Origin of the sequence: Sphingopyxis macrogoltabida, assembly GCF_001314325.1 — a bacterium.
In the GTDB taxonomy this organism is placed as follows: Bacteria; Pseudomonadota; Alphaproteobacteria; order Sphingomonadales; family Sphingomonadaceae; genus Sphingopyxis; species Sphingopyxis macrogoltabida.
In genome coordinates this window covers 519,638-533,418 of the sequence record NZ_CP009429.1, presented here as the reverse complement: position 1 = coordinate 533,418, position 13,781 = coordinate 519,638, and the positions used below count along the sequence as shown (strand labels likewise).

Genomic DNA, 13,781 nt, shown 5'->3' with positions numbered 1-13,781 from the left:
ATGCCTTCACGGCATCTCGACTTCGCTCGATGCGAACGGGATTCAGGATTGTTGAGTCGCTTTCACCCGCCTAAGGCCGCATGCGATGACCAAGGCCCCTGCCCTGCTTCCCGAAGGCCTCCGCGACCGCCTGCCCGCGCAGGCCGAGGCCACTTCGCGCGTCACGCGCGCGCTCGTCGATGCGATGCGCGCGCATGGCTATGGCCGCGTCTCGCCGCCGCTCGCCGAGTTTCGCGAAACTCTCGGCGGCGACGACGACCGGCTGACGCGCGACCTCCTCCGCTTCACCGATCCGGTATCGCAGCGCACCCTCGCGCTGCGTCCCGACATCACCCGCCAAGTGGGCCGCATCGCGACCTCGCTGCTCGCCGGCGCCCCGCGCCCGCTGCGGCTCTGCTATGCAGGGCAGGTCGTGAAACTGCGCGCCAGCCAGCTCCGCCCGGCGCGCGAGATGCTGCAGGTCGGCGCCGAACTGATCGGCAGCGACAGCGTCGCCGCGGCGCGCGAGATCGTGACCGTGGCGATCGACGCGCTCGATGCCGCCGGGATCGGCCCGGTGACGATCGATTTCACCCTGCCCGACGTCGTCGAACTGCTGGCGAACGGGCCGCTGCCCGTCGCCGTTCCCGTCGAGGAGTTGCAGGGCGAGCTCGACGCCAAGGACGCCGGCGCGCTCGCCCGGCTCGGTGCTGAGGCCTATCTGCCGCTGCTGCGCGCGACGGGGCCATTCGATCAGGCGATCGCCGAGTTGCGCGCGTTCGATACCACAGGCGTCCTCGACGCGCGCATCGAAGCGCTCGAAGCAATCGCGGCGCCGATCCGCGGCCGCGCCACGCTGACCCTCGACCCGACCGAGCGCCACGGCTTCGCCTATCAAAGCTGGTTCGGCTTCTCGATCTTCGTTCCCGGACAGGGCGACATCATCGGCCGCGGCGGCAGCTATGCCATCCCGGTCGGCGAAGACCGCGAAGAGGCTGCCGTCGGCTTCTCGCTCTACCCCGACCCGCTGATCGACGAAGGACTGGGCGGCGAGGACGATGCCGAACGCCGCATCTTCCTGCCCCTCGGCCATGACGCGGCGATTGCGGCGGGGCTACGCGCCGACGGGTGGCAGACGGTGGCGGCGCTGTCCGACGCCGACGATGCCCGCGCGCTCGGTTGCGGCTTCACGCTCGGCCCCGACGGGCCGGTCGAAGCCTGACCGCTTTCAAGAAGCCATTCTATTTCCGTTCGTGTCGAGCGAAGTCGAGACACCCCGCGGGCCAGTGCAAGGCCGATGGGCATCTCGACTTCGCTCGATGCGAACGGATCAAGAAGGTCGGCTAAAAGTCCGAAACGCCGAAACGCGGGATCCCCTGATTGACGCCCGGCGGATCGAGCACCGTCACATCGAGTTCGACCGGCTCGCCGATCCAGTGCGCCAGCGTTGTATGATCGGCGAGGTCGTCGTCGGTCAGCGGATGGACCAGCGCACGTAATCCTGTTTCCTCGATCGTCGCCGTCACCGACGCGACCGATTCGGCGCGGAAATGCACCTCATATTGCGCGATCGGATGCGGTCCGACGCCGGCGTCGGTCATCTGCCCGACGAACAATATCGCGGGGTCGCGCCCGAAACGCTCGCGCAAATCCTCGGCGGCGCGGCGTTCGTCGGCGTCATAATAGATATGGGCGTGATAGGGGGCGGAGGCATTGGTCATGCCTCATGCTTTCGCGCATTTTTGGCGCCACCGCCAGACCCCCGCATGCGCGGGTACAATATCGCCGGAATATGACAAAACCGTACCGTCACGCTTGCCTCTGCGGCGAAATCCGCTAAGGCCGCGCCGGGCCAGCACCGCGTGTTTCAAGGCCCGGTTCAGCAGGACAGCATCATGGCAAATGTTACCGTCATCGGGTCGCAATGGGGCGACGAGGGCAAGGGCAAGATCGTCGACTGGCTCGCCAGCCGCGCCGACGCCGTGGTCCGGTTCCAGGGCGGTCACAATGCCGGCCATACGCTCGTCGTCGGCAACCAGACCTACAAGCTGTCGCTGCTCCCGTCGGGCATCGTCACCGGCACGCTGTCGATCATCGGCAACGGCGTCGTGCTCGACCCGTGGGCGCTGCGCGACGAGATCGCCAAGCTGCGCGGACAGGGCGTTGCCATCAACCCCGAGAATTTCGCGATTGCCGACAATTGCCCGCTGATCCTGCCCTTCCACCGCGACCTCGACGCGCTACGCGAGACCGCCGCAGGCGCCGGCAAGATCGGTACCACCGGCCGCGGTATCGGCCCCGCTTATGAAGACAAGGTCGGCCGCCGCGCGATCCGCGTCTGCGACCTTGCCCACCTCGACAAGCTCGATCCGCAGATCGACCGCCTGACCGCGCACCATGACGCGCTGCGCGCCGGTTTCGGCGAACCGCCGATCGACCGCGAGCGGCTGAAAGCCGATCTCGCCGAGATCGCCGACTATGTGCTCGAATATGCGCAGCCGGTGTGGAAGCGCCTGAAAAAGGTGCGCAAGGCGGGCGCGCGCATATTGTTCGAGGGCGCACAGGGCGTGCTGCTCGACGTCGATCACGGCACCTATCCCTTCGTCACCAGCTCGAACACCGTCAGCGGCACCGCGGCGTCGGGTTCGGGGCTTGGCCCGTCGGCGGTCGGCTTCGTGCTCGGCATCGCCAAGGCCTATACGACCCGCGTCGGCAGCGGCCCCTTCCCGACCGAGCTCGAGGACGAGATCGGTCAGAAGCTCGGCGAGCGCGGGCATGAATTCGGCACCGTCACCGGACGCAAGCGCCGTTGCGGCTGGTTCGATGCGGTGCTCGTGCGGCAGAGCTGTGCGGTATCGGGCGTCACCGGCATCGCGCTGACCAAGCTCGACGTGCTCGACGGCTTCGACACGATCCGCATCTGCACCGGCTATCGGCTGCGCGGCAAGATTCTCGACTATTTCCCCGCGCACGCCGCCGATCAGGCCGAGGTCGAGCCGATCTACGAGGAAATGGACGGCTGGCAGGAAACGACCGCGGGCGCGCGCAGCTATGCCGACCTGCCCGCGCAGGCGGTCAAATATATCCAGCGCGTGCAGGAACTGATCGAAACCCCGATCGCACTCGTGTCGACCAGCCCCGAACGCGAGGACACGATCCTGATCCGCGACCCGTTCAGCGACTAGGCGCCGCGCGCGGGCGCGCTATACTCGCCCTCCCGCGGGAGGGTGCAATGGCGACACGCAAGACCGGCTGGAACGAAGGCGCGACGCTGCTGATCGTGCTGATGGCGGCGCTGCTCGTGATGAGCGCCCTCGTGCTCGGCCTCGCGGGTACCGGCGTCGACGGCATCCGCATGCTGATCCGCGCAACCGCGCGCAGCTCGCTGCTGCTGTTCGTCGCCGCTTTCACCGCCAGTGCGCTGGTCCGGCTGTGGCCCATGCCCATGACGCGCTGGACGATCCGCAACCGGCGCTGGATCGGGCTCGGCTTCGCCTTTTCGCACCTTGTCCACCTGATCGCGATTCTGTGGCTATTCGGCGCGCATGACGGCCAGCCGCCACCGCCCGTCACGACGCTCGTCGGCGGCGGCATCGCCTATGTCTTCATCGCACTGCTCGCCGCGACCTCGTTCGATGGCGCGGTCCGGAAGCTCGGCGCGCGGAACTGGAAACGGCTGCACACCGCGGGCGTCTGGTATATCTGGCTGATCTTCATGGTCAGCTACGGCGGCCGCGCCGCGGTCGATCCCTACTATTGGCCGCCTGCGCTGTTGCTGATCGCGGCGGCTGGCCTGCGTATCGCCGCAAGGCGGAGGAAGGCGGCAACATGATCCGGCGCAACATATTGGCCGGCCTGTCGCTGCTGACGCTGGCCGCCTGTGGATCGGCGAGTTCGCAACCGCCGCCGCTGGCCACGGGTACCAAGGCCGACCGCCTGCTCGTCGACAAAAGCGACCGCATCCTCATCGCCTATCGCGGCGACCGCGAAATCGTGCGTTATACCGGCATCCGGTTCGGCGACGCGCCCACCGGGCACAAGCAGTTCGAGGGCGACGAGCGCACGCCCGAAGGCCGCTACACGATCGACGGCCGCAACGGTGCCAGCCGCTACCATCTCTCGCTCCGCATCTCCTATCCAAACGCCGCCGACCGCGCCTATGCCAAGGCGCGCGGGCGCTCGCCGGGCGGCGACATCTTCATCCACGGTCAGCCGGGTGGCTGGCCCGGCCCGCCGCTCGCGCGCGACTGGACCGACGGCTGCATCGCGCTGTCGAACGCCGAAATCGAACAGCTGTGGGATATCGTTCCCGACGGCACCCCGATTGCCATCCGTCCCTGACGCTTCCGTTTTCGTGCGCACCGTGGCAGCAAGCGGGTATGAGCCGCAACATCCTCGTCTTCTACGGAAGCTATCGCCGCGACCGGCAGGGCATCAAGCTCGCCCGCTGGATCGTAAAATCCCTGAACGCGCGCGGCGACAGCGCCGAACTGATCGATGCGAAGGCCGTCGACCTGCCGATGCTCGACCGTCGCTTCAGCGACTATGCCGACGGCGAAGCGCCACCGGCGATGGCCAAGCTTGCCGAGCGCATCGCCGCCGCCGACGGCTTCGTCTTCGTCGCGGGCGAATATAATGGCGGGCTGCAACCGGGACTCAAGAATCTCGCCGACCATTTCCTGCCCGAATATGGCTGGCGTCCGGCGGCGATCGCTTCCTATTCGGCGGGCCCCTTTGCAGGGATCAAGGCGGCGACCGCCTGGCGCGGCACCCTCGCGGTAATGGGAATGGTGGTCACGGCGACCGGGCTGTCGCTGGCCCGCATCGGCGGCGCCTTCGATGCCGATGGCGAGCCAGCGGGCGAAGACGGCGGCCGGCTGGCCAAGGCCTTCCCGCGCTTTGCCGACGATCTTGGCTGGTGGATCGACGCCGCGAAGGCGCAGCGCGACAAGGCCCCGCCGCCCTTTTAGGGTCCGTACTCAATTACAGCGCCGTCGAGGCGCCCAAATGGCGAACATATCGGGCCGAAAGACGCGCCGGGAAGGCTGGTTGCCTTTCCAAGCGGCTTTCGGGCCGAGATGGAAGCCATTTGGACGTCCCGCAGGGATTTGATCAAAATGGCCCATTGCTTCGTCGAGAAGTCTTGAAATATCGACATATTCCTTCGCCTTCTCTCCTCGCACTGAGCCATTTTGCTTCAAACCTCGACGGCGCTGTAATTGAGTACGGACCCTAGCCCGATTTCAGTTCGGCATTGAGCCGCAAGCTCGCGCGCCAGAAGAAGAAGGCCGGGATCAGCCCGAGCCACGCGGCGCCATAGAGCACCCAGCGCACGCTTTCCTGCCCGGCCACCGGCTGCAAGGCGTCGGACATCACCCCGAACAGAAACGGCCCGAGCCCGAGCCCGATCAGATTCTGCCCGAACAGCATGATCGACGCGGCGACCGCGCGCGCGCGCGGCTGCACCAGCCCCTGCACACAGCCATAGGCCGGGCCGTAATAGGCATTGTTGACGATGCTCGGCACGACGAGCAGCGCCATCGCGACCAGCCAATGCTCCATATAATAGCCGAGGAACAGAACCGGCGCGACGATCGCCATGCCGAAGGCGGGGAAAGTCAGGATATGCCGCTTGTCGCGCGCGCCATATTTGTCGGCGAGCTTGCCGCCGAGCCAGGTGCCGAGCGCCGCCGCCAGCCCCAGCACGACCGCCATCGACAGCCCCGCCTCGGTCGTCGACAGCCCGTGGCTGCGGATGAAGAAGCTGATCGTCCACAGCCCCTTGCCGTAACCGAGGAAGGCGGTGACCGAGGCGGCGATCAGGATATAGACGAAGGCGCGCGAGGCGAAGATTTCGCGCAGCGCCTCGCGCGTCGACAGCGCCGCCGCCGTATGGGCCGTCGCAGCGGTTTCCGCCGGGCGGAGGTGCCGCGGCTCGCGCATCACGAACAGCACGACGAGCGCCAGCAACAGCCCCGGCGCCCCGACGAGCATCAGCGCCGCGCGCCAGCCGTAGAGATCGTTGACGACGCCGCCGATGATCAGCCCGAGCAGCGAACCGACCGGGACTCCCAATCCGTAAAAGGCGATTGCCGACGACCGCTTTTCGGGAGCGACGCTGTCGGCGATCAGCGAATGGGCGGCTGGCGTGCACCCCGCCTCGCCGATGCCGACGCCGATGCGGGCGAGCAGCAACTGGACGAAATTCTGCGCCAGCCCGCACACCGCCGTCATCGCCGACCAGATCGCCAACGACAGCGCGATCAGCCGCACGCGGTTGGTCCCGTCCTTGTCGGCATAACGGGCGATCGGAATACCGAGCAGCGCATAGAAGACCGCAAAGGCCGGGCCCGCGAGCAGGCCGAGCTCGGTATCCGAAAGCCCGAGGTCGCGCTTGATCGGCTCGGCAAGGATATTGACGATCTGCCGGTCGAGAAAATTGAAGATATATACGATGAGCAGGAGCCACAGCATCGTCCGCGTGTGCGCGGCGACGCCATCGGTCGGCGGCGCGCCGATACCCTGAGCCAAGGCAGGCTTTTCGTTCATCCGTCTCTCCCGGCACCATGGGTGCAGGCGATGATCCCGGGTGTCAACGCTGCGCCGGCGCCCGGAAAATCACCGCTTGCAATTGCCGCTACGGCTGCCAGCCTCGCCGCCATGCAAAAAATTTCGCTGCTCGCCGCTGCCGCCCTGCTCGCGATCGCTCCCGCAGCCCCGAGCGCGGCGATGCCGCCGCCGCTTCCCGACGTCGAGGGCAAGGATGCCGCGATGCTGCAGGCGGAAATGGCGACTGGCTGGCTGTATGACGGGCTGGTCGGCGACGTCTATCTCGACCGGCTCGGGCGGCTCGACGATTATGGGCCGAAGCTCGACGCCGTCATCACGACCTTTTCCTTCGCCGACGTCGGGGTCGAAACGAAACGGCTGTACGAGGAACGCAAGGCGGGCAAGCTGCGCGGGCCGCTCCACGGCATCCCGGTCCTGATCAAGGACAATATCGAGGTCGCGGGTCTTCCGACCACCGCCGGTTCGCTCGCGCTCAAGGACAATGTCACGGGCCGCGATGCGTTCATCGTCACCCGGCTGCGCAATGCGGGAGCGGTCATCCTCGGCAAGACGAACCTCAGCGAATGGGCGAACATCCGTTCGGACAAATCGACGAGCGGCTGGAGTGCGGTCGGCGGGCTCACCAAAAACCCGCACGCGCTCGATCGCAACGCGTGCGGCTCGTCGTCGGGCAGTGCCGCGGCCGTCGCCGCAAGCCTCGCCCCGCTCGCGATCGGCACCGAGACCGACGGCTCGATCACCTGCCCCGCCGCGATCAACGGCGTCGTCGGCTTCAAACCAAGCGTCGGACTGGTCAGCCGCAGCTTCATCGTGCCGATCAGTCACAGTCAGGATACTGCCGGGCCAATCACCCTGACCGTGCGCGATGCCGCAGCGGTGATGACCGCGATCGCCGGCAGCGATCCCGCCGATCCGGCGACAGCCGAAGCCGACGCGCGCAAGGCCGATTATGTCGCGGCGCTGTCGCCCGGCGCGTTGAAGGGCAAGCGCGTCGGTGTGCTCCGCGACCGGATCGGCGACCGGGCCGATATCGCCGCGCTGTTCGACGCGGCGCTGGCGCAGATGACGGCGCTCGGCGCAACGGTCGTCGAGATCGGGGACAGCCGCAGCGGGCAGGAGAAGCTGGGCAAGGCCGAACTCGACGTCCTGATGACCGAACTCAAGGCGGATCTGAACGCCTATCTGTCGGCGCTGCCGAACGCGAACACCCCCAAAAGCCTCGCCGACGTCATCGCCTTCAACAAGGCGCATCCCGAAGAATTGCAATGGTTCGATCAGGCGCTGTTCGAGCTGGCTGAAACCAAAGGCGGTCTCGACGATCCCGCCTATCTCGAAGCGAAGGCAACCGCACTACGGCTGGCGGGCGCCGAGGGCATCGACCGGCTGCTCAAGGCGCATGATGTCGATCTGCTGCTCGGCGTCACCAACGGTCCTGCGTGGGTCAGCGATCTCGCGAAGGGCGATGCCTATGACGGCCCGAGCGTCAGCCAGATGCCCGCCGTCGCCGGCTATCCGCACCTGACGGTGCCGATGGGACTGGTCGACGGGCTCCCGATCGGATTGTCCTTCATCGGGGCCAAATGGAGCGACGCCGACATATTGGCGGCGGGCTATGCCTATGAACAGGCGAGCCGGAAACGCACGGCACCGACCTATCGCGCCAGCACGACGCCCTAGGCTATTTCCCGCCCCGCCGCCGCTGCCAGCCCAGTTCCTCGAGCTCGAGCAATTCCATCGGCACATGGATGGTGCGGATCGCGAGCCGTACCTCGACGAGGAACAGGATCAGCGAGGTCAGCAGAAGCAGCATCGCCACCGTAAACGCCCACGCCGCGGCGCGGCCGAGGTTGAAGCCGGCAACCTCCTGCGCAAACAGCAGCGCGACGAGCAGGCAGACGACGATCCCGCAGGCGACCGCCGCGAGGATCGAATTGTTGATGATCGCCATGCGCCGGTCGGCGGTGCGCAATTCCGCCACGATGCGCTCATGCTCGGCGCCTTCGGTCTCCGACCAGCGCTCGATCAACGTCCGCGAACGGTCGACGACGCGCGCCAGCCGTCCGGCGATGACGTTGAGCAGGCTGCCGGTCGCCACCAGCAGGAACACCGGCGTGACCGACAACTGGATCGTCTGCGCGATCGCGCTCGTGGCAGAACTCATCAGCCCCCGCTGCCCGCCGCGACCGATGGCGTGTTGACGCCGTGCATCGCGAGGAACTTGCGCACATTGCGTGCCGCCTGGCGAATGCGCTGCTCATTCTCGACCATCGCGATGCGGACATAGCCTTCGCCGTCCTCGCCGTAGCCGACGCCAGGGGCGACCGCGACCTTGGCGTGGGTCAGCAGCTGCTTCGAAAATTCGAGGCTGCCCATCTCCTTGAGCGCGGGCGGCAGTGGCGCCCAAGCGAACATCGACGCCTTCGGGCTCGGAATGTCCCAGCCCGCGCGGCCGAAGCTTTCGACCATCACGTCGCGGCGCTTCTGGTAAAGCTCGCGGTTCTTCGCGACGATATCCTGCGGGCCGTTGAGCGCCGCGCAGGCGGCCGCCTGAATCGGGGTGAAGGCGCCGTAATCGAGGTAGGATTTGACGCGCGTCATTGCCGCGATCAGCCTTTTGTTGCCGACCGCAAAGCCCATGCGCCAGCCCGCCATCGAATAGGTCTTCGACATCGAGGTGAACTCGACCGCGACATCCTTCGCGCCCGGCACCTGCAGGATCGAGGGGGTCGGGTTGCCGTCGTAATAAAGCTCCGAATAGGCAAGGTCCGAAAGCACCCAGACCTTGTTCTCTTTCGCCCAGGCGACAAGCCGTTCGTAAAAGGCGAGATCGACCGATTCCGCCGTCGGGTTCGACGGATAGTTGACGACGAGGATCGACGGGCGCGGCACGGTGAACGCCATCGCGCGGTCGAGCGCGCGCCAGTAATTCTCGTCGGGCGTCGTCGGCACGCTGCGGATCGTCGCGCCGGCGATGATGAAGCCGAAGGTGTGGATGGGATAGCTGGGGTTCGGCGCCAGCACGACGTCGCCCGGACCGGTGATCGCGGTTGCGAGGCTGGCAAGCCCTTCCTTCGACCCCATCGTCACCACAACCTCGCTCTCGGGATCGAGGTCGACGTTGAAACGGCGCGCATAATAATTGGCCTGCGCGCGGCGGAGGCCCGGAATGCCCTTCGACTGCGAATAACCGTGCGCGTCGGGCTTCATCGCGACTTCGCAGAGCTTCTCGATCACATGCGCGGGCGGCGGCAGGTCGGGGTTGCCCATCCCCAGGTCGATGATGTCCTCTCCCGCGGCGCGGGCGGCCGCACGCATCGCATTGACTTCGGCGATGACATAGGGCGGCAGGCGCTTGATGCGATAGAATTCATCTTCGGACATGGGAAACTAGAACAACTCCTTTGCGTTTATGAACAGAAGCGCGAACGGCTTCTCGCCAGTCGCGCCAAGCCTTGTTATAGAGATTCTATCGGTACTGGCCAGCGGGAACGAGCATGAACGAAGCAGACAAGGGCGATACGACCGAAGCTTCCAATCCCTTCCTGCCCTCGCCCGAAGACATACAGCATTGGGCCAGCGTGATGGGCCGCGCGCAGCAGATGATGCTCGAATATGCACTCGGTCAGGCGAACCAGGGCAACAGCGCCGCCGCCAGCCTGTTCGATCCCGCGAGCTGGTTGCAGAACCCGACGACGCAGGCGTGGGCCGAACAATCGGCGCAGATGTGGGAACAGGGCGCGCGCTTCTGGACCTCGCTCGCCACGTTGCAGCCCTTCACCCCCGCCGCCGAAGCGTCGAAGGACAAAAGGTTCGCCGACCCCGACTGGACCGGCAATCCGGTCTTCGCGATGATCCGCCAGACCTATGGCATGCTGTCCGAGCAATTGCTCACGACGACGCGCCAGATGCAGGGGCTCGACGAGGCGGCGCGCGCGAAGCTGGAGTTCGCGGCGAAGAATATGGCCGAGGCGCTGTCGCCGACCAACCTTGCGCTCACCAATCCCGAGGTGATCCGGCGCGCGGTCGAAACGCGCGGCGAAAGCCTGCTCAAGGGGCTCAAGCATATGCTGAGCGACCTGTCGCGCGGGCAGCTCAGCCATGTCGACCCCGATGCGTTCGAGGTCGGGGTCAATATCGCGACGACCCCGGGCAAGGTGATCCACGAAACCCCGCTCTACCAGCTCATCCATTACGCCCCGACGACGAAGGAGGTCTTCGCGGTCCCGCTCGTCATCTTCCCGCCGTGGATCAACCGCTTCTATATCCTCGACCTCAACCCCGCGAAAAGCTTCGTCGCCTGGGCGGTCGAACAGGGGCTTTCGGTGTTCATGGTGTCGTGGAAGTCGGCCGACGCGTCGATGAAGGACGTCACCTGGGACGATTATGTCGCGGCGCAGGTCGATGCGATCGACACCGTCCGCGCGCTGCTTGATGTCCCCGCGGTCCACACGATCGGCTATTGCGTCGCGGGCACGACGCTCGCCGCGACGCTCGCGATGCTCTCGGCGAAGGGCGAGGCGGACAAGGTCAAGTCGGTGACCTTCTTTACCGCGCAGGTCGATTTCGAGCGCGCCGGCGAGCTCAAGATGTTCGTCGACGACAGCTATCTGTCGTTGCTGCAACAGCTCTCGGCGCCGGGCTATCTCGACGGGCGTTACATGGCCGCGACCTTCAACTCCTTACGCGGACGCGACCTCATCTGGAATTATGTCGTCAGCAATTATCTGCTCGGCAACGACTATCCGCCCTTCGATCTCCTCTACTGGAACGGCGACACGACCAACCTGCCCGCGACCTGGCATCGCCAGTATCTGGTCGATCTTTATCGCGACAACCGGCTGGTCGTTCCGAACAGCCTGTCGGTGTGCGGCACGCCGATCGACCTCCGCAAGATCGAGGTTCCCGCCTATATCCAGGCCGGACGCGACGACCATATTGCGCCGCTGGCGAGCGTGTGGCGGCTGATGGACAATCTGTCGGGTCCGAAAACCTTCCTGCTCGCGGGGTCGGGACATATTGCGGGCGTCGTCAACCCGCCCGCCGCCGGCAAATATCAATATTGGACCGGCGACAATGCTGCATCGTCGCTCGAGGCGTTCGAGGCCGGCGCGACCGAGACCAAGGGCAGCTGGTGGCCGCACTGGATCGGCTGGATCGCCGGGCAGGACAGCAAAAAAATCGCCGCAAAGGGCGCCCGTATCCCTGGAAAAGGCGGCAAAAAGGCAATCGAAGACGCCCCGGGCCGCTATGTCAAACAGCGGTAATATCGGCGAAATATAAGGTTCGGGCGATCGGGACCGTAATCATTTTTGTGCACTGCACAAAAAACTCTTGAAATCTCCGATCCACTCCTATATTGTGCACTGCAACATAAAGGAGTTGTCCCGATGGCTACCAAGTTGGATAGTGCCGAAAAGGCTTTCGAAGCCGCGACGCTGGATACCGCTGCCGCTCCCGTGGCTGCTCCTGCCGTTCCGGTCGTTGCTGCCCCGGCAGCCGAAAAGATCGAAGCGCCCGTAAAGACCAAGACCGTCGTGGCGAAGGCCAAGCCGGTCCAAAAGAAAGCCGCAAAGCCGGCAGCAAAGAAGGCCGCTCCCAAGAAGGCGGCCACAAAGACCATCGCCCCCACGACAAAGGCCGCGCCGAAGCCGGTCGCCGCCGCCACCAAAGGACTGAAGACCATGAACGACACCGTCAAGAAGTTCGCCGAAGATGCGAAGACCCGCGCCGAAGCGCTGACCGCCGACTTCAACGAAAAGGCGAAGGAAGCTTTCGCCAAGTCGAGCAAGCTCGCCGAAGAAGCCGTCGAATTCAACAAGGCGAACATCGAAGCGCTGGTTGAATCGGGCAAGATCGCTGCCAAGGGCATCGAAACGCTCGGCCAGGAAGGCGTGACCTTCGCCCGCAAGAGCTTCGAAGACACGTCGGCCGCGCTGAAGGGCTACACCGCCGTCAAGTCGCCGACCGAATTCTTCAAGCTCTATGCCGAAAACAGCAAGAAGGCGTTCGACGCCGCCGTTGCGCAGACCTCGAAGACCAGCGAACTCGTCGTCAAGCTGACGAACGACAGCTTTGCGCCGATCTCGAACCGCGTTTCGGTCATCAGCTCGAAGATGAAGGCAGCCTAAGGGCCTTCATTTTCCACCGCCGGCGCGGGCACTCTCCCCTCCTCCCCGCCCGCGCAGGCAAACCAGGACCGCTCGCAGCCTTTACGGATGCGGGCGGTTCCTGCTTTTTCGGGCCGGTTTCGCCGCGAAACGGCGATTAACCACCCCGCCCTCTTGCGAATCCGCTTCGGCGTGCGATATTCTGGCCCATGATGTTTCCCGCTCCGATCTCCCATCCGGCCCGTGCGATGGCCGACAAGGACGATGGCTCGCCCGGCACCCCGGGTGTCGGCATCGCGACGCGTACCCGCGCGAAGGCGAAAAAGCCTTCGATGTACAAGGTGCTGCTGCTCAACGACGATTACACGCCGATGGAATTCGTCGTGATGGTGCTTCAGCGCTTCTTCAACATGGACATCGAACAGGCGACGCAGGTGATGCTCCACGTCCACCAGCAGGGCGTCGGGGTGTGCGGCGTGTTCAGCTACGAAGTTGCGGAGACCAAGGTCAATCAGGTGATGGACGCCGCGCGGCAGAACCAGCACCCGCTCCAGTGCACGCTCGAAAAGGCCTGATCAGCCCGCTTTCGCCGCCTGTTCGGCGCTGAGCGCCGCCGATGGCTCGCCTTTCAGATCGCCATAACGCAAAGGCTCGCCGCAGCCGGGGCAGACGGTCGATGTGCCGACATCGGCGCCGCAAGCGCGATGGAAATAGCGCATGGCCGGGCCTGATCCGGTCTCTCCCTCCTCATAGGCCCAGCGTTCGGCCCAATTGCGCATCGCATAGAGGATATCGAACATATCCTTGCCCTTGGCGGTCAGCCGATATTCGTAACGCGGCGGGCGATCCTGATAGGCGTGACGCTCTGCCACCCCTTCCGCCACCAGCCGCTTGAGCCGCGCCGAGACGAGTTGCGGGCCGAGACCGGTGTTCGCCGCGATCGCCTCGAACCGCCGCTTGCCGAAAAACAGATCGCGCAGGATCAGCAGCACCGCGCGGTCGCCGAGCAGTTCGGCCGACCGACCGACGGGGCAGAATGTGTCCGACAGATCCGCGCGTTTGGGCATGGCCTCACTCAACGATGGAAATTTTCTCTTGTCACTATGTTTATCATAGTTACTATCG

General features: G+C 65.4%; 14 protein-coding genes. 9 read left to right on the top strand and 5 right to left on the bottom strand.

The window, feature by feature from the left end; all coding sequences use genetic code 11:
• The first annotated feature begins 85 nt into the window (after nucleotides 1–85).
• A complete protein-coding gene (locus tag LH19_RS02685) occupies nucleotides 86–1,201 on the top strand; it encodes an ATP phosphoribosyltransferase regulatory subunit (RefSeq protein ID WP_054724696.1) in 1,116 nt (371 codons plus the stop codon).
• A gap of 121 nt (nucleotides 1,202–1,322) precedes the next feature.
• Here LH19_RS02685 and LH19_RS02680 read toward each other — a convergent pair whose 3' ends face one another.
• Nucleotides 1,323–1,700, bottom strand: coding sequence for a DOPA 4,5-dioxygenase family protein (locus LH19_RS02680; RefSeq protein WP_054724694.1), 378 nt, complete (start codon nucleotides 1,698–1,700; stop codon nucleotides 1,323–1,325).
• Between the two features lie 174 nt (nucleotides 1,701–1,874).
• Between LH19_RS02680 and LH19_RS02675 the strand changes: the two genes are divergently transcribed.
• The 4 genes from LH19_RS02675 to LH19_RS02660 are packed head-to-tail and all read left to right on the top strand — an operon-like array spanning nucleotide 1,875 to nucleotide 4,949.
• A complete protein-coding gene (locus LH19_RS02675; RefSeq protein WP_054732920.1) occupies nucleotides 1,875–3,164 on the top strand; it encodes an adenylosuccinate synthase in 1,290 nt (429 codons plus the stop codon).
• Between the two features lie 47 nt (nucleotides 3,165–3,211).
• Nucleotides 3,212–3,811: a ferric reductase-like transmembrane domain-containing protein gene (locus LH19_RS02670; protein WP_054724692.1), complete on the top strand. Its 600-nt coding sequence runs from the start codon at nucleotides 3,212–3,214 to the stop codon at nucleotides 3,809–3,811.
• On the top strand, nucleotides 3,808–4,320 hold the full coding sequence (locus LH19_RS02665; RefSeq protein WP_054724690.1) for a L,D-transpeptidase family protein: 513 nt from the start codon (nucleotides 3,808–3,810) through the stop codon (nucleotides 4,318–4,320). The genes LH19_RS02670 and LH19_RS02665 overlap by 4 nt, the downstream gene beginning before the upstream one ends.
• A gap of 38 nt (nucleotides 4,321–4,358) precedes the next feature.
• Nucleotides 4,359–4,949, top strand: coding sequence for an NADPH-dependent FMN reductase (locus tag LH19_RS02660; RefSeq protein WP_054724687.1), 591 nt, complete (start codon nucleotides 4,359–4,361; stop codon nucleotides 4,947–4,949).
• A gap of 262 nt (nucleotides 4,950–5,211) precedes the next feature.
• Here the strand turns inward: LH19_RS02660 and LH19_RS02655 are convergent, their stop codons facing one another.
• Nucleotides 5,212–6,528 carry a spinster family MFS transporter gene (locus LH19_RS02655; RefSeq protein ID WP_054724684.1) on the bottom strand — a complete coding sequence of 439 codons (1,317 nt, stop codon included), beginning with the start codon at nucleotides 6,526–6,528 and terminating at the stop codon, nucleotides 5,212–5,214.
• Nucleotides 6,529–6,639: 111 nt separating this feature from the next.
• Here LH19_RS02655 and LH19_RS02650 point away from each other — a divergent pair, with 111 nt between their 5' ends.
• Nucleotides 6,640–8,226 carry an amidase gene (locus tag LH19_RS02650; RefSeq protein WP_054732917.1) on the top strand — a complete coding sequence of 529 codons (1,587 nt, stop codon included), beginning with the start codon at nucleotides 6,640–6,642 and terminating at the stop codon, nucleotides 8,224–8,226.
• A 1-nt stretch (nucleotide 8,227) separates the two neighbouring features.
• Here LH19_RS02650 and LH19_RS02645 read toward each other — a convergent pair whose 3' ends face one another.
• A complete protein-coding gene (locus LH19_RS02645; protein ID WP_054724682.1) occupies nucleotides 8,228–8,710 on the bottom strand; it encodes a DUF2721 domain-containing protein in 483 nt (160 codons plus the stop codon).
• A complete protein-coding gene (locus LH19_RS02640) occupies nucleotides 8,710–9,930 on the bottom strand; it encodes an LL-diaminopimelate aminotransferase (RefSeq protein ID WP_054724680.1) in 1,221 nt (406 codons plus the stop codon). The genes LH19_RS02645 and LH19_RS02640 overlap by 1 nt, the downstream gene beginning before the upstream one ends.
• A 113-nt stretch (nucleotides 9,931–10,043) precedes the next feature.
• On the opposite strand from LH19_RS02640, the gene LH19_RS02635 reads away from it, so the two are divergent.
• The 3 genes from LH19_RS02635 (at nucleotide 10,044) to clpS (ending at nucleotide 13,231) form a co-directional block, all read left to right on the top strand.
• On the top strand, nucleotides 10,044–11,813 hold the full coding sequence (locus LH19_RS02635) for a PHA/PHB synthase family protein (protein WP_054724677.1): 1,770 nt from the start codon (nucleotides 10,044–10,046) through the stop codon (nucleotides 11,811–11,813).
• A 123-nt stretch (nucleotides 11,814–11,936) separates the two neighbouring features.
• Nucleotides 11,937–12,677: a phasin family protein gene (locus LH19_RS02630; protein WP_054724676.1), complete on the top strand. Its 741-nt coding sequence runs from the start codon at nucleotides 11,937–11,939 to the stop codon at nucleotides 12,675–12,677.
• A 227-nt stretch (nucleotides 12,678–12,904) separates the two neighbouring features.
• Complete coding sequence (gene clpS, locus LH19_RS02625) at nucleotides 12,905–13,231, top strand: ATP-dependent Clp protease adapter ClpS (protein ID WP_231732735.1); 327 nt, start codon at nucleotides 12,905–12,907, stop codon at nucleotides 13,229–13,231.
• On the opposite strand, the gene LH19_RS02620 is transcribed toward clpS, so the two are convergent.
• The gene (locus tag LH19_RS02620; RefSeq protein ID WP_054724672.1) at nucleotides 13,232–13,723 is read right to left on the bottom strand and encodes a winged helix-turn-helix transcriptional regulator; all 492 of its coding nucleotides are present in this window, start codon (nucleotides 13,721–13,723) and stop codon (nucleotides 13,232–13,234) included. It lies immediately after the preceding gene.
• Nucleotides 13,724–13,781 lie beyond the last annotated feature (58 nt).